This window comes from Nitrosomonas sp. Is37, assembly GCF_033063275.1.
GTDB lineage: Bacteria > Pseudomonadota > Gammaproteobacteria > Burkholderiales > Nitrosomonadaceae > Nitrosomonas.
In genome coordinates, this window is the sequence record NZ_JAWJYP010000005.1 from 1 (window position 1) to 22,216 (window position 22,216).

Genomic DNA, 22,216 nt, shown 5'->3' on the forward strand with positions numbered 1-22,216 from the left:
GATGGTTTTGGCAAAGCAGGCGGCTATACGATCGACGCGCCCAAGAAACCGCTGGCTGCAGTAGGCTGTGAATCCTGCCATGGACCTGGCCGGAATTTCCGTGGCGATCATCGCAAGGCAGGACAAGCCTTTGAGAAATCGGGCAAGACCATGCAACGTAAAGTATTGGCAGACAAAGGTCAAGATTTTACGTTTGAAGAAAGCTGCAATGCCTGTCACATGAACTATGAAGGATCGCCCTGGAAAGGAGCGAAACCGCCTTACACCCCATTTACCCCGGCTGTTGATGCGAAATACACCTTTGACTTTGATAAAATGGTAAAAGATGTTAAGGCAATGCACGAGCACTACAAACTGGATGGTGTTTTTGAGGGCGAACCTAAATTCAAGTATCACGATGAATTCCAGGCAAGTGCTAAAGTAGGTGAAAAAGGAAAAGAGTAAAACTGTAAAAAAGGAAAAGAATAATGACCGCACTACAAAAAGGATCGATTGGTAGTCTGTTGATTGGCGGACTACTGGGAATAGTATTGGTAGCAGTCGTATTCGGCGGGGAAGCTGCGCTTTCCACAGAAGGGTTCTGTACCAGCTGCCACTCTATGGCATATCCGCAAGAAGAATTGAAGCAATCCTCACACTATGGTGCATTAGGGGTTAATCCTGGATGCAAGGATTGCCATATTCCTCAGGGTTTTGAGAATTTTCATTTGGCAGTTGCTACTCATATTGTGGATGGTGCGAGAGAGCTCTACCTTGAATTGGTTAATGATTACTCCACGCTGGAAAAATTTAATGAACGCAGGCTAATCATGGCGCATGATGCGCGCATGAACCTCAAGAAATGGGACAGCATCACCTGCAAAACCTGCCATAAAAATCCGCAGCCGCCAGGAGAGAGCGCTCAAGCTGAGCATAAAAAAATGCAAACTGAGGGTGCGACCTGTATAGATTGTCATCAGAATCTAGTCCATGCGGAAGTTCCGATGACTGATTTGAATGCGAGTCGCGCGGCTGGCAAGATGGTATTGAAGCCAGAGGAAGGCGAGGAAGATACTGAGGAAGAAGACGACGAAGAAGAAGGCAGTGGTGAAGAAGCTAAAGGGGAAGACTCTGCCGAAGAAGACTCCGCTGATGAGGATGATGATTAGTTGTATTTGAGTCAAACAGAAGCTGAGGGATTTTAATTCCTATGAAATCAACACTTCACTCTATTGAGTGAAGTGTTGATTCAAAATCGATGGATTGATGAGTGTAGTAAGCTGTGGTGGGATGCTTTATTAATTTTCTGTTTACTAAGCAATAGTTGATGGAATATAGGTTGATTAACTTCCATAGTACGATTACACATTCCTAGCAAGAAGTTAAGTTATCAGTAGAAAATGGCTAATAGCTTAAGGTTTTTTTATTAGCTATAAATAACATTTTCTGCGAAAACGAAAACTAAATTTATCTGGATCTAACTTACTTCTATAGTTAGCATAGATATTTCATGAATAAACTAATAATTTGAGAAGTTAGAATTGAAATTAGTTTATGATCTATATTTATATATTCAATATAAGCCAATATCTGAATTGATTAGGTATAGAAAGATATTTATTAAATAAATAAAATTATTTAATCATACTTAATAAAAATAAAGAATTAATTTTAATATTTTTTCAATACTTAATATTGATGTAATGCTTGTCATAAAAATGAAATGATTTTTATTTTAAAATAAACACAAATTAAATTTGTACAGAAAATTAATATGTATTCCAAAAATGTAAAGAGTACATGGGAGAAGAAAGATAGATCAACTGGTAATCTTCGGTATAGCTATAGGCGTCATTTAAAAGAAAAATTTATAGAACTGTTGCTGCTTTTAGCAGCTTTTTTTTCGATTTTAATTACCTTCTCTATTATTTTCATGCTGGTAAAAGAATCGATCATATTTTTTCAGCATGTTTCAATTTGGGAATTTCTTACAGACACACAATGGACGCCATTATTTGATGATGCACACTATGGTATCCTTCCCTTAGTTTCAGGAACAGTGGTGAGTTCAGTTATTGCGCTTCTAGTGGCGCTTCCATTAGGTACAACCATAGCTATTTATCTTTCTGAATTTGCATCTTATACAGTACGAGAGACTGCAAAACCATTTCTTGAATTGCTAGGAGGTATTCCTACTATAGTTTATGGTTATTTCGCTCTCTTATTCGTTACACCATTATTGCAGTTAATTATTCCTGATCTACCCGGATTTAGCTTGTTGTCTGCTGGATTAGTAATGGGAATAATGATTATTCCATATGTAAGCTCAATGACTGAAGATGCTATGCGTTCTGTGCCTATGCATTTACGGGAAGGATCTTATGCTATGGGTGCTACGAAATTTCAAACAGCTATCAAAGTTGTAATGCCCGCAGCTTTCTCAGGCATAGCAGCTGCTTATATTTTAGCTATTTCTCGGGCAGTTGGAGAAACTATGGTAGTAGCTATAGCTGCTGGAATGCAACCAAATTTAACATGGAATCCAATGGAACCGGCTGCAACAATTACCGCATATATTGTTCAGGTAAGTTTAGGTGATTTGCCACATGGTAGCATTGGCTATCAAACTATTTTTGCAGCCGGACTAACTTTATTATTGATCACATTGATTTTTAATATACTTGGTCATTTATTACGTAAGCGATATCGTGAAACATATTAAAAAAGATAGTTCTCAATTCTAAAATAATTCAGATTATATTTAAGTTAAGCCTTGATGCTATTAAATCTAATGCAATTATTAACCAATGCTTTATTAAGTATGTTTGAAAAATTTTATTGTGATTGACCAGCGTTTATGAGTGATGAAAAGAAATTAGAAGAACTACGCGTTGTTATTGCGCGACATAAACGTAGGGATTTGATGTTTTTAATTGCGGGTGTGCTTGCTTTAATGATTGCTCTATTGACATTTATAGCTTTATTTACACAAATGCTCATAGATGGTGCGCCTCGTTTATCCTGGGAATTTTTTACATCATTTCCTTCGCGTCGCCCAGAATCTGCAGGCATACTTTCAGCTTGGGTTGGAACTACGCTAGTAATGTTGGTTACAGCAATATCTGCTATACCACTTGGGGTAGCAGCCGGAATTTATTTAGAAGAATACGCACCTAAAAATTTATTCACGGAACTAATAGAAATTAATGTTACCAATCTTGCAGGGGTACCTTCTATTATCTATGGTTTATTAGCATTGGGTCTGTTTGTTTATCAATTGGGTCTGGGGCAGAGTATTTTGGCTGCTGGATTAACTCTGGCTCTTTTGATTTTACCTATTGTTATTGTAGCAACTCGTGAGGCGATACGATCTATTCCAGTTGCAATTCGTGAGGGTTCTTATGCATTAGGTGCCACTAAGTGGGAAACAGTTGCTGATCATTTATTACCTTATTCTGCTCCGGGTATATTGACAGGTATCATCATTGGCTTAGCTCGGGCAATTGGTGAAACAGCACCTATTATAACAATTGGTGCATTGACTTTTATTGCGTTTCTACCCCCCTCACCAATAAAAAGTGAATTTCCATTTATATCATTTGAATGGTTGACAGCGCCTTTCACAGTGATGCCAATACAAATGTTTAATTGGGTATCACGACCTGAAGAGGAATTTCAGTTTAATGCGGCAGCAGCAGGATTGATTCTGGTTGTTATGACACTTGCGATGAATGCATTGGCTATTTATCTCCGTTATCGTATGCGTAAAAAAATCAAATGGTAAAAAATAGTTTAGTAGAATCTGAAGTGAATAGTCTCTCCCTTAACCAATATAAATCAATAGTTAAGAATTTGAATTTCTACTATGGGAGCTTTAATGCGCTGAAAAATATTGATATGGTTTTACATGAGAAGCAGGTAACTGCACTAATAGGTCCATCAGGCTGTGGTAAATCTACTTTTCTGCGATGCTTTAATAGAATGCACGATCTTTATCCTGGTAATCGGTATGAAGGTGATATAGTTCTTTATCCAGATAACGAGAATATTCTTTCTCCTCATGTTGATCCGATCGAAGTAAGAATGCGTATCAGTATGGTATTTCAAAAGCCGAACCCTTTTCCGAAATCGATCTATGAAAATGTCGCTTATGGATTGAAAGTGAGAGGTGTTAAACAACGTGCCATGCTAGATGAAAAAGTAGAAGATGCATTACGTAATGCAGCATTATGGGATGAAGTCAAAGACCGACTGAATGACCTTGCATTTAACTTATCTGGCGGACAACAACAGCGATTATGTATTGCAAGGGCGCTTGCAACTGATCCTGAAATATTATTATTTGATGAACCTACTTCGGCATTAGATCCAATTGCAACTGCTAGTATCGAAGAATTGATTGCTGATCTTAAAAATAAAGTAACTATACTTATAGTCACTCATAATATGCAACAAGCAGCTCGGGTTTCTGATTATACTGCTTATATGTATTTAGGTCAGTTAATAGAATTTGATACAACAGACACTATTTTTATCAAACCAAAGAATAAGCAAACAGAAGACTATATTACAGGGCGCTTTGGTTAGATTTTTTAATTTGGCGTATACGTATATTTAAGCAGATAAATTGTTCAAGATGCGAATGCCGTGAGGTAGATGGTTTTTACCAATGGTTGGTAGGTTGAAAGAAACACATTTACTCAGTTGTTGATAAAGTCAGAGTCCAGCTGCTACTGTTGATTTCTTGTTTGCTGAAGCAGCTTGGGAGCGATAATCAAGTTCTTCCAGGTTTTTGTTTAGGATTATCTATTTTGTCCTGGATAAATCATAATTGATTAATGATCAATTACTTACTTTGATACTCTCTCTTTCTATTAGAAATTTGAGTCACTAATGGAAAATCTGGTTAATCAATTCAACTTCGAGCTGAATCTTTAAGCTATCGTAAAATATTTACCAAGTTCTGTTGACGTTTAAGTGAAGCAAAATCAATGCTGAGATAAACCGTATACATCCTATATAATTTCTGGCCATTTTTATATCATTAGAATATTCTTCTGTAACGTTTAATTTTATTGAAGAAACATTCAGTCAAATAACGCTTGTGTTTAAATTATGTATTATCTTTTTTGGATTGAATAAGCTCTTTTACTGTTTCTAACAGTCGGTCAGCAACTGCCTCAGAATTAACTTTAAAACGACCTTCAATTATTGCCTGCCTAATCTTTGCCACCTTAGCTGCATCTACGATTTCATTATTACTTTCGATGGAATGCGATAAAATAAAAGAAGAATCAATGCGCAAATTATTTTTTGATTGAGAAAAATATGGTGATTTAGTAGAAGTAGTTTTGTCATTATATTTTTGCTCATCACTATTAATGCTAATTGCTTGTGTTGGATTCGTATTATCTATTTTCAAGATAAAATCCTTTTTAATAGAGATTATTGATAATTTAACGATATCTAACCAAACTATTTCAGCTTGGATGGATATAACAAATATTTTCTAATATCTATTGTATTACATGCAATATATTTATGTCCTTAATTAATTTCCAAGAAATGAAAAATAACTGAATGGCTTTGGCTCAGATATTTTTTATATTTTTAAAGAATTTTGAATTCTTAGAGTTGATATTACATGATACAGATCTTTAATGCATTTTCACTAGCTTTCCGTAATCTTTTTAACCTTAAAATTTTATGGATACTAGTTTGGCCTCTCTTGGTAGCTAGTTTATTCTGGCTAATAGTTGGTGTTTTTATTTGGACTCCTTCAATTGAATGGATTACTGAACTTATTCCATTTACCTTTATGGAGAATTGGTTTGATGAGTCTGTTCTACTCAAGATTACTGATAGTATCGGGGGAATATTAAATGTAATTATTCTTGTTATTTTAGTGATTGTGACAGCCATGATAATAACTGCTCTGTTTGTCATGTCATCACTGATTGATTTTGTTGCTAAGCGATACTATCCACTACTTGAGCGAAAAAATGGGGGAAGTCTTGTGGGTAGCCTAATTCACATTATCTCTGCAATTATCGTATTTATCGTGTTGCTGGGTATTGCTTTACCTTTTTGGTTTGTTGGTTTTGGAATATTAGTGTCTTTTCTGGCTGTAGCATATTTAAATCAGCGATTATTTAGCTACGATGCATTATCAGAGCACGCCAGTAAGGAAGAATTAGAAATTTTGCTGACTACAAATAAATTATCGCTATGGGGTTTAGGGTTGTTGACTGGTCTCGTTCAATTTATACCAATACTGAATTTATTTGCTCCGACATTAACAGCATTAGCATTTATCCATTTTGAATTAGCACGTCTAGATAATTACCGTCGTAAATCTAGCTTTGATTCTTCTCGAGAATAAACTTTCTGTTTTGGGGCAAAGCCTCTATGGTAATTTTTAAGGGATTATTGAGATCGAACAAAGTTAACTTTGAAAAATTGAACCAGGGGAATAAGTAAGATAGAAAAAACAAGTATGTCAGATCTTCTTATAGCAAAAACGGAATAGTTGCACCTAGATTTATGTATCACGCTGTTTTTACTTGGAGTATTATGAGAACAAACTGCTGCAATATGCTTTATAACACGCAACGCTCAATAGCCTATTATTTAATTTACTGGACAGTACATTATAATTCTGCTATTAAGAATACCGTCATTCTACATATGAATGGCCAAAGAGGTATTTAAATATAATTAATTCATCATATTTGTTTATATAGGAGATTAAGAAAATGAAATCTGCACTCTTAGTAGCAATACTTGCGGCATTGGCACTGACTGCTTGTGGTGAACCTAAACCAGCACAGTACCCACCTAGCGCTTCGATGGAGCGTGAATCAATGCCTGGCAAAGACGAAGGAAAAAAATAATTAATTTGATTAGATAGAATGATCAAAATTTTAAACCGCTCTACTAAGAGCGGTTTTTTTGATAGTAGTTACTCATAATTAATTTTGAGTACCAAAACTTTACATATATTGTGCCCGTATTACTACTGATAATAAAAGATACTATCGAGGGGATAATGGATTAGCTGTTCACTAAGCGTAAATCACAGGCCTTAGATGACCATCAAAGCACCTGCTGATGAGATACATATAGAGCAATGGTAATTTAGTGTAATCAAGCGGAATCAAAAGGCGATGACCGAGGGTTACTTACTCCTGAGTGCATGGTCATGGAAGGACAGGAATCTACTGAAAGAACCTTAATGTGACCCTATAGGGTAATAGGTATTCGGGAGTGAGGGTCTCGATGCTCGACACGTCAAACAAGCGCTCACAAGCTCACAACGTTATGCGGTTCAGCCACCTTAATGGAAGAATTTTAATAGCAAGTAATTTTATTCATAGCGTAATGCTTCTACTGGCTTTAATGAGGCTGCTTTATTAGCAGGATAGAAACCAAAAAATATGCCAATAATAGCTACAAAAGCAAAAGCTAAACCAATCATGCTGAGTGTAATAACGACAGGCATATCTACAATCTGACTTATCATCCATGCGCTACCGATACCTAACACAGCACCAGTTAATCCGCCCAGAATACAAATCATCAAAGCTTCCAATAAAAATTGCGTGAGGATTGCGCGATGGCTGGCACCTATCGCCATACGAATCCCAATTTCGCGGGTACGTTCCGTAACCGATACCAGCATGATATTCATGATGCCAATACCGCCAACCAACAGTGAGATCGAGGCAATAGCTCCTAGCATCCACGCCATTACTTTTGCTGTAGTGCTTGCAACAGCTGCTATAGCCGTTAGGTTCCGTACAGTGAAATCATTTTCCATTCTGTCAGATATACGGTGGCGTTGCCGCAGTAGCCGAGTAATTTCCATTTCTGCTTCTTCCATCATGTCTGCGGATTTTCCTTGAACTAGCATATGACCAATTGATCCAGGAAATTGGTTGCCTAGAATTTGACGTTGAGCAGTGGTAAGTGGGATAAGTACATTGTCATCCTGATCTCGCCCGCTAAGACTCTGCCCCTTGGCTGCAAGGACACCCACTACCAAAAATGGTTTGTTAGCGATACGAAATGTTTTTCCCGTAGGATCTTCGTTTCCGAATAAATTCTCAGCGGTTACCTTTCCCAGGACAGCAACGCGAGTAGCAGAGCGTAAGTCTGCTTCTGAAAATATCGAACCACTCTCTATAAGCCAATTACCGACAGAAAAATAATCTGGAGTCGTACCTGTTATCGTTGTACTCCAGTTATTTGCGCCATAGTTAAGTTGAGCGATTCCAGAAACAACGGGGGCAGCCGCTTCAACTGAAGATAATTCCGCAATGGCTTGTGCATCACCCGCAGTCAGTGTTTTTACAGTTCCGCTTCCAAATCGTAGCCCACCTGAGGAAGTTGCACCTGGTAGCACCAGTAAAAGGTGACTTCCCATAGAAGCTATTGTGTTGTTAATCTGGATTTGAGCTCCTTGCCCGATTGATAACATTAATACAACTGCTGCAACACCAATGATCATACCAAGCATGGTAAGCCCGGTACGCAAGCGATTGACCCGAAGGGCTTGGAAAGCTTCACCGATAATGGTCAGTAAATTCATGATGAAGTTGGAATTTTATTATCATGAAATAACATAAATTAACGCGTACATTTATTTTTATCTTGGATAATGCGACCATCTTTTAATCGAATGAGGCGGTTGGCATAGGAGGCAATATCATCTTCATGCGTTACCAGAATAATCGATATGCCTTGATTCTCATTAAGCTGCTTGAATAATGTCATGATTTCATGACTGGTTTGTGAATCAAGATTGCCAGTTGGCTCGTCAGCCAGGATAAGCTGTGGTTGATTAACTAATGCTCGACTGATTGCTACTCGCTGTTGCTGTCCTCCAGAAAGTTGATTGGGATAATGTAGCGTAAATTGGCCCAGACCGGTCTGTTGTAATAATGTTAACGCATGCTTGCGGCTTTCTTTGCGATTCATGCCTGCATACAGTAATGGTGTAGCTACATTATCCAGTGCCGTCATGCGCTTGAGTAAATTAAAACCTTGGAATACGAAGCCTATACTATGATTTCGCACATGTGCCAGCTCATCGTTGGAGAGGTATGCAACATTGCGACCTGCCAACCAATAATTGCCGCTTGTAGGTGTATCAAGGCAACCCAGTATATTCATCAAGGTAGATTTTCCTGAGCCGGATTGCCCCATGATAGCAATAAATTCTCCGGAGTGAATTTCAAGATTGATATCAAACAGCACCTGATGGTAAATCGGCTGATTTGCATGGCCCTCTAATTGATAAGCTTTGCACAAATTCTCCACCAGAATCAATGGTTGATTTTGGGTGAGGTCTTTATCTGACACTAGAACATCCTGAATCTAAAATTGCTCATGGATGATTCATTTTGCTTTTTGCCAGCAGCATCATTGATAATTACTTTATCTCCTTCTGCTAGGTCACCCGAAATAATTTCAGTGAAATTTCCATCTGTAATTCCGGTTACAACATTTATTGGTGTAGGTACATTATTTTCGAGGCGATAGAGAAGAGGCTGACGGGATCGTCCAGCAGAGGACAGGTTGGAGGCAGGCATTTCATTTCTTGGCTTATAACGAAGTGCTGCATTAGGTACACGAAGAGCAGTACATTTTTGGTTGACTATGAAGCGAACATTTGCCGTCATGCCCGGTAATAAAGTACTATCATCATTGATGACAGTTGCCACTACGTTATAAGTAACAACATTTTCCTGGATTATAGGATTCAATCGTATTTGTTTAACATGAGCAATGAATTCTCGTTCCCGAAATGCATCTACTGTAAAAGAAATTTCCTGATCAGCGTATATCTGACCAATGTCAGCTTCAGCAACACTGATATTGATTTGCATTTGTCGAAGATCACGGGCAATCTGGAACAGAATGGGTGTTTGGAAACTAGCTGCAACGGTTTGCCCAACGTTTATATCACGTGCAACAACTACCCCGGAAATCGGTGATCTAATAACACTGTAATTCAGATTAGCACGATCACGTTCCACGTTAGCTTTGCTGATAGCTACCTGAGCATGTGCAATGTCTAATTGTTGTTCGATTTCGTCTAGTGCTTCACTGGAAATAAATCCTTTTTGTAAAAGGATGCGACTACGAGTAGCTTTATTGGTTACATTTTTTAAGGTTGACTGTGCGCTTTTAAAATTAGCCTCAGATTGTTGTAGTTGTGCTTTCAGAAGAGCAGGATCAAGTTCCGCTAGTATTTGACCTATTTTTACCTGATCATTGAAATCAACATATATTTTGGATACAGTCCCCGATACCTGGGTACCAACATTGACAAGCTCAAGTGGATGCACTGTGCCATTTGCCGAAATAATCTGAACAATGTCTCCACGATCAACTGTTCTGGTTCGATACTCATCTTTTTCCGATTCTAGCTTTTTGTTTGTATATCCATAAATTGCGCCGGATACTAGAATGACTAATAAAACAATCGATTTATTTTTGAGATTAAGGCGTGTCATTCAGGAGGGCCAAATTAAATCTTATTTGAACAATGAAATTATTAAGCAGGGATTATTATAAGTTGATGGCTGATTTTAGGTATTAGTAGGCAGGGCTTATCGAGGTTACTACTTTTTCTCATTAGCAGCAACGAATTCCTTAAGCTGCCTCAAGCGTGCTTCTACACTGGATAATTGATAAAAATTACCATTATCTTTACGTAAAGCAATCTCTAATTGCTCGATTGCAGCTTTATATTTTCCTTCTCGAATATAAACTTCTGCCTGAGCACGATGTTGGAGCATATGGTTCCCTAGTGCAGAGTAACATTGTGCTTCTAGTCGATAAAGATTGATGTCATCCGAAATAATTTTTGATTGCTTATTGAGGAATTCAAGGGCAGCCTGGGCATTTTGGTGATTTAGTAAGGCCGTTATGTAATCATAAATAAGTGCGCGATGCTGTGGATATGCATTTAATGCAGTTTGGTAAATTTTAAATGCATCTTTAATTTGCTTGTTTGCCAGTTTAACTCGTGCAGCAAGTATTTCAATCATGACCTCGGATTGTAAATATTCACTTTCAACTCGGACGGGCTTACCCAAATAATGATTCTTAAGTAAGCTGATAGAATGATCAGATTGTATTATGCGGTATAATTCGTTTAATTCCTTGTCTGCACGCTTATACTGCTTATCACGTAACAATGCATAAATTAGGCCGTAGCGTTCTGCAATTTCATTTGCATAACGCTTATCTTGTATGCGTGCATCAAATTCCTTTACTGTATCAGTAGAATTTCCCAGAATGGCCTTCAGCTTAGCCCGAACTAAGTGGAAATCGAGACTGTCGGGAACTTGCCGGTAAGAAAATTCCCGTGTGCGATTCTCAATATCCGCTATCCGCTCATGAGTGAGCGGGTGCGTTCTCAGATAAGAAGGGGCTCCGTTTTCATAATATCGCCCAGCATTTTGCAAACGTTCAAAAAAAATCGACATCCCATGAGGATCAAATCCTGCTTTATGCAATATATTAAAACCGATTCGATCCGCTTCCTTTTCATGATTGCGTGTAAAGTTCAATTGAGATTGAATAGCCCCAGCCTGTGCCGTGGCTAGAATAGCTTGCCCTGCCTGGGGATTAGAACGGGAAGCGAGAATAGCTAGAGCAAGAGCAGCAATGGTAGTGATGAGTCCGATATGTTGCTGTCCAGAAATCATTCTTGCTAAATGTTTTTGGGTGACGTGAGCAATTTCATGTGCCATAACGCCCGCTAATTCAGATTCACTTTGTGCTGCGATAATCAGTCCACTGTTGAAACCCATAAATCCGCCTGGCAAAGCAAATGCATTGATGGATGGATCCTGGAGTGCAAAAAAATCGAATGATTGATCCGGTTTTGCTTCATTTGATGATGAAATGAGCCTATTACCTAGGTTATTGAGATAACCGTCTATTTCGGCATCATTTAGATAACTGGGATCTGCGCGAATTTGTCGCATAATCTCTAAACCGATCTGTCGTTCTTGTCGAGGAGTGATCGTGGTTTGTGAGATATCACCCAGATCTGGAAGATCGTCTTCTGCGAAAATATTTGCAGGAAAGAGTAGGGGTAATACTATAATCAGGTAGTAAAATTTCATGACAATTTGATGATTACTCACAAATCAAGTTCCCCTCTTTTGTGGGAGCATATTGCTGACCTGCTGACCTGCTGACCTGAAGAAAATGATTGAGTTTAACTTGACGGGTAGAATGTCATTGTAGAGCTGACTAACTTGATCGGTTGGGTTAACGCATAATCTAGAGATTGTCCTCGTAGTCCGATTGATATAGAAACGGTTATCCTGACCAGTGAGTTAATGACAAGTGGTTTACAAGTAACTTCGAGTACAGCAAAAAATTTTACTAAGCATCCGTTTAAAAGTTTCTATGTTTTTATTTAAAATTATCAGCCACCATTAGCCTCATTAACCTTTATGGTAGTAATTTACCTCAACTCAGGAAGACATAATTAATGTGTCTAATACCACTTAACTTTTGCTACCCTGCAGATTTTAGAAAGGTAATACAGCGTTAGGTTTAAACTGCAGGATAACATTACGAAAGTCATGCTGTATTCGTTGCATCGCTTCTGAAGTATCAGCTTCAAAGCGTAAAACTAAAACGGGGGTTGTATTCGAAGCGCGTATCAAACCAAATCCGTCCTTGTATTCGACTCTTAATCCATCAATGGTAACTATTCGTTCTGGGTTATCAAAGTGCGCATTTTTCTGAAGCTGTTCTATTAAGGCGTGATTTTCTCCTTCCTTTAGTTTGATTTGTAATTCCGGTGTATTAAGGGTATCTGGGAGAGCATGCAAGATAGCATTAATATTATTTTGCTTACTCAGCAACTCTAGTAATCTTGCTGCTGTATAAAGCGCATCGTCAAACCCATACCAGCGTTCCTTGAAAAAAATGTGACCGCTCATTTCTCCAGCTAGTAGTGCGCCAGTTTCTTTTAGCTTCCCTTTAATGAATGAATGGCCGGTTTTCCACATGATAGGTTTGCCCCCATGTTGCTCGATCCATTTTGCTAAATTGCGCGTGCATTTAACGTCGTAGATAATTTGTCCGCCTGGGTTTCGAGATAATACATCTGCAGCAAATAACATGAGTTGGCGATCAGGATAGATAATGCACCCATCTTTGGTTACCAAACCAAGCCGATCGCCATCACCGTCAAATGCAAAACCAATTTCTGCGTCGGTAGTAGCTAAAGCGTGAATGACATCCTGCAGATTTTTGGGTACTGATGGATCGGGATGATGATTGGGAAACGCCCCATCTACATCGCAAAATAACTCTATCACTTCACAACCTATATTCCGAAAGAGGGTCGGCGCAAAGGCTCCTGTTACCCCATTGCCACAATCGACAACGATTTTTATTGGGCGAGCTAATTTGACATCGCTGATAATGCGCTGTAAATAGGTTGGAGTAATATCGTGCGTTTTGTAGTTACCCTTACCATACATCAGGTTATTGTTCTCTATGCGAACACGTAATGCCTGAATTGTCTCAGCTGCTAGCGTCTCGCCACCTAAAACCATTTTTAGGCCATTGTAATCCGGAGGGTTATGACTGCCGGTGATCATTACGCCGCTATAGTTGCATAGCTCGTGTGCAGCGAAATAAAGGATCGGCGTGGGCACCATGCCCACATCGATGACTTGAATGCCGCTTTTTTGTAGCCCTGCTGCCAATGCTCGAGCAAGGGAGGGGCTAGATAGTCTGCCATCCCGTCCAATCGCAATAGAATTGAGTTTACGCTCACGCGCTTCAGAGCCAATGGCGTGACCAATCATTTCAACTACGTCGTTGGTTAGCGCGGTGTCTACGATACCTCGGATATCGTATGCTTTAAAAATTTCGTTTGGAACTTTATTCATGACGTAATAGCTTGATAGATTAGGATGTTAGAAGCAGATCAGAATAAAAATTATCTTTTGAAATTTACCATCAGCATCTCGATTGTTAATCGATCAGGAATATAATTTCCGTTTGATTCAATGATGGGCTGCTTTCGCCCCGCCTTTCAAGATATAGAGCGTACCGCAATAAGGGCATAGTGCTTCACCGGTGGCTTCAATAGGTAAGAATACACGTGGATGACCATTCCATAGTCGCATTGACGGTATTGGGCAATGCAAAGGTAAATCATCTTCAGTAATTTCAATTTGTCGTTGATTAAGGGTAGTTGGTTTATCCATGAAGTGCTCCATTAAACTAAGTCAAACATGATGTAGCCAATCGGTATGATTGGTTGCTTTACCGCTGACACAATCGAAAAACAAAGCTTGCAGTTGCTGAGTAATTGGGCCACGTTTGCCATTACCAATGATACGATTATCGAGTTCTCGAATTGGGGTGATCTCTGCTGCTGTTCCTGTAAAGAAAGCTTCATCCGCGCAGTAAACCTCATCTCTGGTAATGCGTTTCTCGATTACAGGAATATTCATTTCTTGTGCTAACTCGATTACTGAATTACGTGTGATACCTTCAAGGCAAGAAGTCAAATCTGGGGTGTAAAGCTTTTCCTGTTTGATGATAAAAATATTTTCTCCTGAGCCCTCAGCAACATATCCATCTACATCTAAGAGTAATGCTTCTTGATAACCATCCTGCGCAACTTCCTGGTGCGCTAAGATGGAATTGGTGTAGGTTGCTACTGATTTGGCACGACACATATTAATATTTACATGGTGACGGCAAAATGAAGAGGTTTTAACACGAATACCATTTTCTAAGCTATCTGGCCCTAAATAAGTACCCCATGGCCAAGCAGCAATTGCGACATGGACAGATAAGTTCTTGGCTGATAATCCCATTGCTTCTGCACCGTAAAAGACAATAGGCCGAATATAACCAGATTCAAGGTGATTTTGTTTCACTACTTCTTTTTGCGCTTGCATCAATGTAGCTTTGTCAAAAGGGATAGTCATTCTGAAGATATGCGCTGAATTAAACAGGCGATCAGTATGTTCAACTAAACGGAAAATAGCCGGTCCCCTGCTTGTTTGATAAGCACGTAGGCCTTCGAATACGCCCATTCCATAATGTAGAGTATGAGTAAGTACATGCGTGGTAGCATCTCGCCAAGGAATTATTTTTCCATCGTACCAGATTGCTCCATCGCGGTCTGCCATTGACATTAAAAGGCCCTCGATAAAAGTTCAAAAGCTACATTCTATCGTATTTTTCGGCAAGCAATGAAAGCTTGCTAATTACCTAGCAGTGCTGACTATAGAGAAATCATTTGGCTCATTCATTTATTATAAAAATCAAGAGAAATTCTAGTAAGACGAATGCCTAAGTAAAAAAGAAAGTAATAGATTTTGATTTAAAATGTAATATTTCTGATCAGTGAATACATGGGAAGTCAGTTAGCAATAAGGATTTACTTATTTTTATGGTTCTTTTGTTTGGCTGGGCTCTATATCTAAGAAGTATATGATTTAACGATGCGTAGTTATATTCCTTGGGGCCATGTTACCGCCTTGGTGATCTGGTTAACTGTTTTTGGCATAGCCTATTTATTTTTTGAGAATTTGCAAGCACCCAAAATTGCTGTGATTCAAGATGGCCTAGCGGACAGCGAAGTCATGATTTCTAGATCATGGGATGGGCATTATTATGTTCAGGGAGAAATCAATGGATATCCTATTGATTTTATGGTTGATACCGGGGCAAGTATGGTTTCTGTAAGCTATGAGTTAGCGCGCGAGGCGAATTTGCCAGCCGGTAGACCCGCAAGTTTTTCAGCTGCGGGCGGTAAATTTTTGGGTGAGATTGTATCGGGGCAAGATATCAAGGTGGGCGGTATTTTGGTAAAAGGACTAAGTGTAGGGATAGGTATGCAGGGAAAAGTAGGTCTGCTTGGGCAGAATTTCTTGCGTAGAGTTGAAGTTGTTCAGTCCGGGGATAAAATGATATTACGAGTTAGTATTGCTGATCAGACAAGAATTGAATGAATGGCAAATAGCAATTAAGGAAGTATCTGTATTGTTATTGATTTATCCAGCTTTATTCAAGATTAAATTAAAATATGTTCTTCTGTAACCTGTTATTTTATTGGAGATTTTATGTTTCAACATATAAAAGTGCCCCCTAATGGCGAAAAAATCCTTGTCAATAAGGATCTCTCGCTGATTGTGCCAGATTACCCAATTATTCCATTTATTGAGGGAGATGGAATAGGAATCGATATTACGCCTGTGATGATAAAAGTTGTGGATGCCGCAGTGAATAAAGTGTATGGCGATAGGCGAAAAATTTTCTGGATGGAGATTTATGCTGGAGAGAAATCAACCAGATTATATGGTGAGAATGTTTGGCTACCAGATGAAACATTACAGGCTGCAACTGAATATGTAGTTTCTATCAAAGGTCCTTTGACGACACCCGTAAGTGGAGGTATCCGCTCTATTAATGTTGCACTACGCCAATTGCTTGATTTATATGTTTGCTTGCGTCCTGTTCGTTATTTCGAAGGTGTGCCTAGTCCGGTAAAAAATCCAGAGAAAGTCGATATGGTTATTTTTCGTGAGAATTCAGAAGATATTTATGCAGGAATAGAATGGGAAGCAGAATCAGCATCTGCGAAGAAAGTAATCGATTTCTTGATAAAAGATATGCAAGTAAAGAGTATCCGCTTTCCTCAATCTTCTGGTATTGGTGTCAAACCTGTCTCAAGAGAGGGAACTGAGCGGTTAGTACGGAAGGCAATACAGTATGCGATCGATAATGAACGAAAATCGGTAACTTTGGTACATAAAGGTAACATTATGAAATTTACCGAGGGAGCTTTCAAGAATTGGGGCTATAACGTGGCCATGAAAGAATTCGGTGCTGAGTTGTTAAATGGAGGGCCGTGGATGAAATTGCCTGAGGATAAGGGAGGGATTGTAATAAAAGATGTTATCGCCGATGCTTTCCTACAGCAAATTTTATTGCGTCCTGATGAATATGATGTGATTGCTACCTTAAATTTAAATGGTGATTACATTTCTGATGCTTTAGCCGCGCAGGTAGGGGGAATTGGTATTGCCCCCGGGGCAAATTTAAGTAATTCAGTTGCGATGTTTGAGGCTACGCATGGAACTGCTCCTAAATATGCAGGCAAAGATCAGGTCAATCCTGGATCAATTATTCTTTCAGCTGAAATGATGTTAAGGCATATCGGCTGGAATGAAGCTGCAGATATGATTATTAAGGCGATGGAAAGAACTGTCCAAGATAAAATTGTAACTTATGATTTTGCGAGACAAATGCATGGAGCAACTGAAGTGACATGCTCTGGATTTGGAAATGCAATGATAGCAAGAATGGGCTAGATGTAGTGCGATCCAGTAAATTATATTTAATTTACTATATTCAGACGACTGCTCATCGCCAGCACAAAACTGGCGATGAGTATTTAGGATAACTAAAAGCAATTAGCTAGTTTTTGTACTGCTAACTACTTCTTTAAAAGAATGACCTATGAGTGTTGCAATATCTTAGGCAGACTGAATGTTTGAAGCTTGCTTTCCTTTGGGCCCTTGAGTAACTTCAAAGCTCACTTTCTGGCCTTCCTTGAGAGTTTTAAAACCTGTCATATTGATCGCTGAGAAATGAGCGAATAAATCTTCGCTACCATCATCAGGAGTTATAAAACCGAACCCTTTGGAGTCATTGAACCATTTTACTGTACCTGTTGCCATTTTTACTTCCTATTAAAAAAACTGGGCCGGAAACCCTAATACTATTTGAATTTCAAGACCGCAAACGGCTCTAACCAGTACTGCAGAAAACTTGAAGCCAAACGCCAGTTGCTGTTTTACGCAAATTTTTGACTTAAGTCAAGATGTCGTGTGAATTTTATCGTATAAATTTTAAGCTGGTTTTTGGATAAAGATAGAAAGATTTGTTTTAAGGCGCTTGAAAATTTTGTCGGAATCGTCAAATATGATAAAAATAAAAACTAAAAAAGAAATTATTTGATTTTTTGCTCGCGCTTTTCTTTTTTAAATTAAGTAGGTGAATCATGGTGACAAAAGATCGTGAGAGTGGAGTGCTAGAAGAAAATAAAAATAAGATTAAATTACCTCCCCTGTACAAAGTTATGTTATTAAATGATGATTTTACTCCGATGGATTTTGTAGTGATTGTGTTGCAAACATTCTTTTTTATGAGTCAAGAAAAGGCAACTCAAGTTATGCTTAAGATTCATACTGAAGGAGTTGGTATTTGCGGTATTTATCCCAATGATATTGCAATGACTAAAGTCCAACAGGTAAATAAATTTTCTAGACAGAATCAGCACCCATTAATGTGTGTTATGGAGAAAAACTGACATGATCGCACAAGAGTTAGAAGTAAGCTTACATATGGCATTCGTCGAGTCACGCCAGAAGCGCCATGAATTCATCACGGTAGAACATTTATTGCTCGCCTTGCTTGATAATCCTAGTGCTTCAGAAGTGTTGACTGCTTGCGCGATTGATATCGAGGATTTGCGAACTTTACTTCAGGATCATATTAATCGCCATACACCTATTGTAAGCGGGAGTGGAGAAGTAGACACTCAACCTACCCTTGGTTTTCAGCGTGTAATCCAACGCGCAATATTGCATGTTCAATCATCTGGGAAAAAGGAAGTTACCGGAGCTAATGTTTTGGTAGCGATTTTCGGTGAAAAAGATTCTCACGCAGTTTATTTCCTGCAGCAGAAGGGCGTAACACGATTGGATGTGGTGAACTATATTTCGCATAAGATTTGTAAGGTATCACAAAATAATGATCATAAGATTGAAGATGAAAATGATAACGAACAGCAACAGAATTCAGCCAATACGCTTGAGAGCTATACCATTAATCTCAACAATTTAGCACTTACGAATCGGATTGATCCTCTGATTGGGCGTGAAAAAGAAGTTGAACGTGTTATACAGATTTTATGTCGTCGCAGAAAGAACAATCCTTTACTGGTGGGCGAAGCTGGTGTGGGTAAAACAGCCATCGCAGAAGGGTTGGCTAGAAGAATTACTGAAGGAGAGGTGCCAGGGGTACTAGCATATCATCAGGTTTATGCTCTAGATATGGGTGCATTGTTAGCAGGCACAAAGTATCGGGGCGATTTTGAGCAGCGTTTCAAAGCAGTATTAAAACATTTGGTTGATAATCCAAAGGCTATTCTGTTTATAGATGAAATTCATACTTTAATCGGTGCAGGAGCTGCATCTGGCGGCACATTAGATGCTTCTAATTTGCTAAAGCCCATGTTAAGTGCGGGTCGCCTAAAATGTATTGGTGCTACCACTTATAACGAATACCGAGGAATTTTTGAAAAAGATCATGCATTATCGCGACGCTTTCAGAAGATTGAAGTTTCTGAACCAAGTATCGAGGAGACAGTGGCTATTTTACGCGGTCTGAAATCTCGTTATGAAAAGCATCATAATGTCAAATATACTGCAGGAGCGCTAACAGCTGCCGCGGAATTGTCAGCTCGCTTCATTGGTGATCGACATTTGCCGGATAAAGCAATTGATGTGATTGACGAAGCAGGTGCAGCACAACGTATTTTACCGAAATCAAAACAGCGCAGAATTATCGGTAAGCATGAGATCGAAGATATTATTGCCAAGATTGCTCGCATACCTCCACAAAGTATTTCAACCGATGATCGTAACAAACTGAAAACGCTCGACCGTGATCTGAAATCTATAGTTTTCGGGCAAGATGCGGCCATTGATGCGCTTACAGCAGCTATAAAAATGTCTAGAAGCGGCTTGGGAAATCCGCAGAAGCCTATTGGCTCATTTCTTTTTTCTGGCCCAACGGGTGTAGGAAAAACTGAAGTGGCGCGTCAGCTTGCCTATATTCTGGGTGTGCCTTTGCATCGTTTTGATATGTCTGAGTATATGGAACGCCATGCAGTCTCGAGACTGATTGGCGCCCCTCCTGGCTATGTCGGTTTTGAGCAAGGAGGATTGCTTACTGAAACGATTACTAAGCAACCTCATGCAGTTTTGTTGCTTGATGAAATAGAAAAAGCGCACCCAGATATATTCAATGTTCTGCTCCAAGTAATGGATCACGGTACGTTGACAGATAATAACGGACGCAAGGCAGATTTCCGCAATGTGATTATCATTATGACGACAAATGCTGGAGCTGATTCGTTGACCAAATCTACTATCGGATTTGCCAAATCTGCCAGAACAGGGGATGAAATGACGGAAATTAAACGCTTGTTTACTCCTGAATTTCGTAACCGATTAGATACAATCATTTCTTTTGCGCCATTGAGTAAAGAAATCATTTTACGTGTTACTGATAAGTTTTTAATGCAGCTTGAGACGCAATTACATGAGAAAAAGGTAGAAACCGTCTTCACTGATAATTTGCGTAACTACCTAGCTGAACACGGCTTTGATCCACTGATGGGTGCACGCCCAATGGCACGCCTTATTCAGGACATGATACGTAGCGCGTTAGCAGATGAATTGCTTTTTGGACGACTTTGCAATGGGGGTAAAGTAACGGTAGATATCAGTAGTGATGAAAAAGTGATACTTCAATTCGAAGAAGATAAAGTTGACGCTCTTTGAATGGAGAATTTCATGAGTGAAGTTAAAGTATTTTACTCTGAGTATATAAAGAAAGAGTAAAATTTAATTTACTTTCCTCGCTGCCATTATGCTGATTTTTATTTAAATCTTAGGCTGTCTTTTAAGGTGTTTGCTTGAGGATTTGCAAATACTTTCTGGTGTGCTCAAGACTTTATGATCTTCTTTTCTAGTAGTTTTACTTGATGAGCACTCATTATCTGTGTGGCTTTGCTTTATATGCTGTTACCATTCTAAATGGTAGAATGTATTATTTTAAATATCTAAATTTTTCAAAGAGTAAATGCTGTCATGTTTTCCTATAAAAAAACAATAGAAAGTGTCGATCCAGATTTGTGGCAAGCAATTAAAGGTGAAATGCAGCGACAGGAAGATCATATTGAATTGATTGCTTCTGAGAATTATGCAAGTCCCGCAGTTCTCCAAGCACAAGGATCAGTTCTTACTAATAAATATGCAGAGGGATATCCCGGCAAACGTTATTATGGTGGTTGCAAGTATGTTGATAAAGTGGAGCAGCTTGCTATTGATCGTTTAAAAGTGTTATTTAATGCTGAATATGTTAATGTGCAACCCCATTCCGGTTCTCAGGCTAATGCGGCAGTATATTTATCTGCATTAAAACCTGGTGATACGTTGTTAGGAATGTCTCTTGCACATGGCGGACATCTCACTCACGGTGCTTCAGTTAATCTTAGTGGTAAGATTTTCAATTCTGTGACTTATGGACTTGATCCTGAAACTGAAGAAATTAACTACCAAGAAGTGGAACGATTGGCGCATGAACATCGACCAAAGATGATTGTTGCTGGTGCTTCTTCATATGCAAGAATAATTAATTGGAAGCATTTTCGTAAAATAGCTGATGAGGTTGGCGCCTATTTATTTGTAGATATGGCTCATTATGCGGGATTAATCGCTGCGGGCTTCTATCCTAATCCAGTGGGGATTGCTGATTTTGTTACCAGTACTACCCATAAAACACTGCGCGGTCCTCGAGGTGGCGTTATTATGGCCAAGCAGGAGTATGAGAAATCGCTTAATTCGGCAGTTTTTCCTCAAATTCAGGGTGGCCCACTTATGCATGTCATAGCGGCCAAGGCAGTTGCTTTTAAAGAAGCGGCGAGTAAGGAATTCAAAGATTATCAGGAACAGGTTATTGAGAATGCACGGGTTATGGCAAAGGTCTTACAAAATCGTGGTTTGCGTATAGTTTCTGGGCAAACTGATTGCCATATGTTTTTAGTCGATCTTCGCGCTAAAAATTTAACAGGTAAGGAAGCTGAAGAAGCCTTGGAAATCGCCCATATTACTGTCAACAAGAACGCTATTCCAAACGATCCTCAGAAGCCCTTTATAACTAGCGGCATACGACTGGGTACTCCGGCAGTAACAACACGTGGTTTCAAAGAAATTGAAGCGGAGCAATTAGCAAACTTAATTGCGGATGTATTGGATTCCCCGAATGATTCAACGGTTCTGACTCGTGTTGCGCAAGAAGCGCAGATGCTGTGCGCAAAATATCCAGTCTACGTAAATTAATGTATTTAAGTAGTTAGGCATCTTTTGGCTGCTGCCTA

The 22,216-nt window shown here is 39.0% G+C and carries 21 protein-coding genes; 12 read left to right on the top strand and 9 right to left on the bottom strand.

The window, feature by feature from the left end:
- The 5 genes from R2Q26_RS03420 to pstB all read left to right on the top strand — a co-directional run.
- Positions 1-444: multiheme c-type cytochrome (locus R2Q26_RS03420; RefSeq protein ID WP_317534985.1), on the top strand; the 444-nt coding region annotated here is incomplete at its 5' end.
- A 23-nt stretch (positions 445-467) separates the two neighbouring features.
- Complete coding sequence (locus tag R2Q26_RS03425; protein WP_317534986.1) at positions 468-1,148, top strand: NapC/NirT family cytochrome c; 681 nt, start codon at positions 468-470, stop codon at positions 1,146-1,148.
- 605 nt (positions 1,149-1,753) lie between these two features.
- Positions 1,754-2,701, top strand: a complete 948-nt coding sequence (pstC, locus tag R2Q26_RS03430; RefSeq protein WP_090570552.1) for a phosphate ABC transporter permease subunit PstC — start codon at positions 1,754-1,756, stop codon at positions 2,699-2,701.
- Positions 2,702-2,836: 135 nt separating this feature from the next.
- Complete coding sequence (pstA, locus tag R2Q26_RS03435) at positions 2,837-3,763, top strand: phosphate ABC transporter permease PstA (RefSeq protein ID WP_317534987.1); 927 nt, start codon at positions 2,837-2,839, stop codon at positions 3,761-3,763.
- Positions 3,757-4,566 (top strand): phosphate ABC transporter ATP-binding protein PstB, encoded by an 810-nt coding sequence (gene pstB / locus R2Q26_RS03440; RefSeq protein WP_090570547.1) that lies wholly within the window; start codon positions 3,757-3,759, stop codon positions 4,564-4,566. Before pstA ends, pstB begins: the two co-directional genes overlap by 7 nt.
- 526 nt (positions 4,567-5,092) lie before the next feature.
- Here pstB and flgM read toward each other — a convergent pair.
- Complete coding sequence (gene flgM, locus R2Q26_RS03445) at positions 5,093-5,401, bottom strand: flagellar biosynthesis anti-sigma factor FlgM (protein WP_317534988.1); 309 nt, start codon at positions 5,399-5,401, stop codon at positions 5,093-5,095.
- A gap of 222 nt (positions 5,402-5,623) precedes the next feature.
- Between flgM and R2Q26_RS03450 the strand changes: the two genes are divergently transcribed.
- Complete coding sequence (locus tag R2Q26_RS03450) at positions 5,624-6,361, top strand: EI24 domain-containing protein (RefSeq protein WP_317534989.1); 738 nt, start codon at positions 5,624-5,626, stop codon at positions 6,359-6,361.
- A gap of 373 nt (positions 6,362-6,734) precedes the next feature.
- Entirely contained in the window at positions 6,735-6,872 is a 138-nt protein-coding gene (locus tag R2Q26_RS03455; RefSeq protein WP_176969716.1) for a hypothetical protein, read from the top strand.
- Positions 6,873-7,345: 473 nt separating this feature from the next.
- On the opposite strand, the gene R2Q26_RS03460 is transcribed toward R2Q26_RS03455, so the two are convergent.
- The 7 genes from R2Q26_RS03460 to R2Q26_RS03490 all read right to left on the bottom strand — a co-directional run bounded on the left by R2Q26_RS03460 (position 7,346) and on the right by R2Q26_RS03490 (position 15,176).
- Positions 7,346-8,569 (bottom strand): ABC transporter permease, encoded by a 1,224-nt coding sequence (locus R2Q26_RS03460; RefSeq protein WP_317534990.1) that lies wholly within the window; start codon positions 8,567-8,569, stop codon positions 7,346-7,348.
- A gap of 38 nt (positions 8,570-8,607) precedes the next feature.
- Complete coding sequence (locus R2Q26_RS03465; protein WP_317534991.1) at positions 8,608-9,342, bottom strand: ABC transporter ATP-binding protein; 735 nt, start codon at positions 9,340-9,342, stop codon at positions 8,608-8,610.
- Positions 9,342-10,499 carry an efflux RND transporter periplasmic adaptor subunit gene (locus tag R2Q26_RS03470; RefSeq protein ID WP_317534992.1) on the bottom strand — a complete coding sequence of 386 codons (1,158 nt, stop codon included), beginning with the start codon at positions 10,497-10,499 and terminating at the stop codon, positions 9,342-9,344. The genes R2Q26_RS03465 and R2Q26_RS03470 overlap by 1 nt, the downstream gene beginning before the upstream one ends.
- A gap of 108 nt (positions 10,500-10,607) precedes the next feature.
- A complete protein-coding gene (locus R2Q26_RS03475) occupies positions 10,608-12,143 on the bottom strand; it encodes a M48 family metalloprotease (RefSeq protein ID WP_317534993.1) in 1,536 nt (511 codons plus the stop codon).
- 393 nt (positions 12,144-12,536) lie between these two features.
- Positions 12,537-13,913, bottom strand: a complete 1,377-nt coding sequence (locus R2Q26_RS03480) for a phosphomannomutase/phosphoglucomutase (RefSeq protein WP_317534994.1) — start codon at positions 13,911-13,913, stop codon at positions 12,537-12,539.
- 117 nt (positions 13,914-14,030) lie between these two features.
- Positions 14,031-14,234, bottom strand: coding sequence for a zinc-finger domain-containing protein (locus R2Q26_RS03485; protein ID WP_090570528.1), 204 nt, complete (start codon positions 14,232-14,234; stop codon positions 14,031-14,033).
- 21 nt (positions 14,235-14,255) lie between these two features.
- A complete protein-coding gene (locus R2Q26_RS03490) occupies positions 14,256-15,176 on the bottom strand; it encodes a branched-chain amino acid transaminase (RefSeq protein WP_317534995.1) in 921 nt (306 codons plus the stop codon).
- Between the two features lie 309 nt (positions 15,177-15,485).
- On the opposite strand from R2Q26_RS03490, the gene R2Q26_RS03495 reads away from it, so the two are divergent.
- On the top strand, positions 15,486-15,995 hold the full coding sequence (locus R2Q26_RS03495) for a retropepsin-like aspartic protease (protein ID WP_317534996.1): 510 nt from the start codon (positions 15,486-15,488) through the stop codon (positions 15,993-15,995).
- Between the two features lie 111 nt (positions 15,996-16,106).
- Positions 16,107-17,357, top strand: coding sequence for an NADP-dependent isocitrate dehydrogenase (icd, locus tag R2Q26_RS03500; RefSeq protein WP_090570519.1), 1,251 nt, complete (start codon positions 16,107-16,109; stop codon positions 17,355-17,357).
- Between the two features lie 165 nt (positions 17,358-17,522).
- Here icd and R2Q26_RS03505 read toward each other — a convergent pair whose 3' ends face one another.
- Entirely contained in the window at positions 17,523-17,726 is a 204-nt protein-coding gene (locus R2Q26_RS03505) for a cold-shock protein (RefSeq protein ID WP_011112285.1), read from the bottom strand.
- Positions 17,727-18,049: 323 nt separating this feature from the next.
- On the opposite strand from R2Q26_RS03505, the gene clpS reads away from it, so the two are divergent.
- The 3 genes from clpS (at position 18,050) to glyA (ending at position 22,178) form a co-directional block, all read left to right on the top strand.
- The gene (gene clpS / locus R2Q26_RS03510; RefSeq protein ID WP_317534997.1) at positions 18,050-18,358 is read left to right on the top strand and encodes an ATP-dependent Clp protease adapter ClpS; all 309 of its coding nucleotides are present in this window, start codon (positions 18,050-18,052) and stop codon (positions 18,356-18,358) included.
- 1 nt (position 18,359) lies between these two features.
- A complete protein-coding gene (gene clpA / locus R2Q26_RS03515) occupies positions 18,360-20,618 on the top strand; it encodes an ATP-dependent Clp protease ATP-binding subunit ClpA (protein ID WP_090570513.1) in 2,259 nt (752 codons plus the stop codon).
- A gap of 309 nt (positions 20,619-20,927) precedes the next feature.
- Positions 20,928-22,178: a serine hydroxymethyltransferase gene (gene glyA / locus R2Q26_RS03520; protein WP_317534998.1), complete on the top strand. Its 1,251-nt coding sequence runs from the start codon at positions 20,928-20,930 to the stop codon at positions 22,176-22,178.
- The last annotated feature ends 38 nt before the right edge of the window (positions 22,179-22,216 follow it).

Coding starts and splice junctions, on each gene's coding strand:
- R2Q26_RS03425 (WP_317534986.1), top strand. CDS start 468: ATGACCGCACTACAAAAAGGATCGATTGGTAGTCTGTTGATTGGCGGA.
- pstC (WP_090570552.1), top strand. CDS start 1,754: ATGTATTCCAAAAATGTAAAGAGTACATGGGAGAAGAAAGATAGATCA.
- pstA (WP_317534987.1), top strand. CDS start 2,837: ATGAGTGATGAAAAGAAATTAGAAGAACTACGCGTTGTTATTGCGCGA.
- pstB (WP_090570547.1), top strand. CDS start 3,757: ATGGTAAAAAATAGTTTAGTAGAATCTGAAGTGAATAGTCTCTCCCTT.
- R2Q26_RS03450 (WP_317534989.1), top strand. CDS start 5,624: ATGATACAGATCTTTAATGCATTTTCACTAGCTTTCCGTAATCTTTTT.
- R2Q26_RS03455 (WP_176969716.1), top strand. CDS start 6,735: ATGAAATCTGCACTCTTAGTAGCAATACTTGCGGCATTGGCACTGACT.
- R2Q26_RS03460 (WP_317534990.1), bottom strand. CDS start 8,569: ATGAATTTACTGACCATTATCGGTGAAGCTTTCCAAGCCCTTCGGGTC.
- R2Q26_RS03470 (WP_317534992.1), bottom strand. CDS start 10,499: ATGACACGCCTTAATCTCAAAAATAAATCGATTGTTTTATTAGTCATT.
- R2Q26_RS03480 (WP_317534994.1), bottom strand. CDS start 13,913: ATGAATAAAGTTCCAAACGAAATTTTTAAAGCATACGATATCCGAGGT.
- R2Q26_RS03485 (WP_090570528.1), bottom strand. CDS start 14,234: ATGGATAAACCAACTACCCTTAATCAACGACAAATTGAAATTACTGAA.
- R2Q26_RS03490 (WP_317534995.1), bottom strand. CDS start 15,176: ATGTCAATGGCAGACCGCGATGGAGCAATCTGGTACGATGGAAAAATA.
- R2Q26_RS03495 (WP_317534996.1), top strand. CDS start 15,486: ATGCGTAGTTATATTCCTTGGGGCCATGTTACCGCCTTGGTGATCTGG.
- icd (WP_090570519.1), top strand. CDS start 16,107: ATGTTTCAACATATAAAAGTGCCCCCTAATGGCGAAAAAATCCTTGTC.
- R2Q26_RS03505 (WP_011112285.1), bottom strand. CDS start 17,726: ATGGCAACAGGTACAGTAAAATGGTTCAATGACTCCAAAGGGTTCGGT.
- clpS (WP_317534997.1), top strand. CDS start 18,050: ATGGTGACAAAAGATCGTGAGAGTGGAGTGCTAGAAGAAAATAAAAAT.
- clpA (WP_090570513.1), top strand. CDS start 18,360: ATGATCGCACAAGAGTTAGAAGTAAGCTTACATATGGCATTCGTCGAG.
- glyA (WP_317534998.1), top strand. CDS start 20,928: ATGTTTTCCTATAAAAAAACAATAGAAAGTGTCGATCCAGATTTGTGG.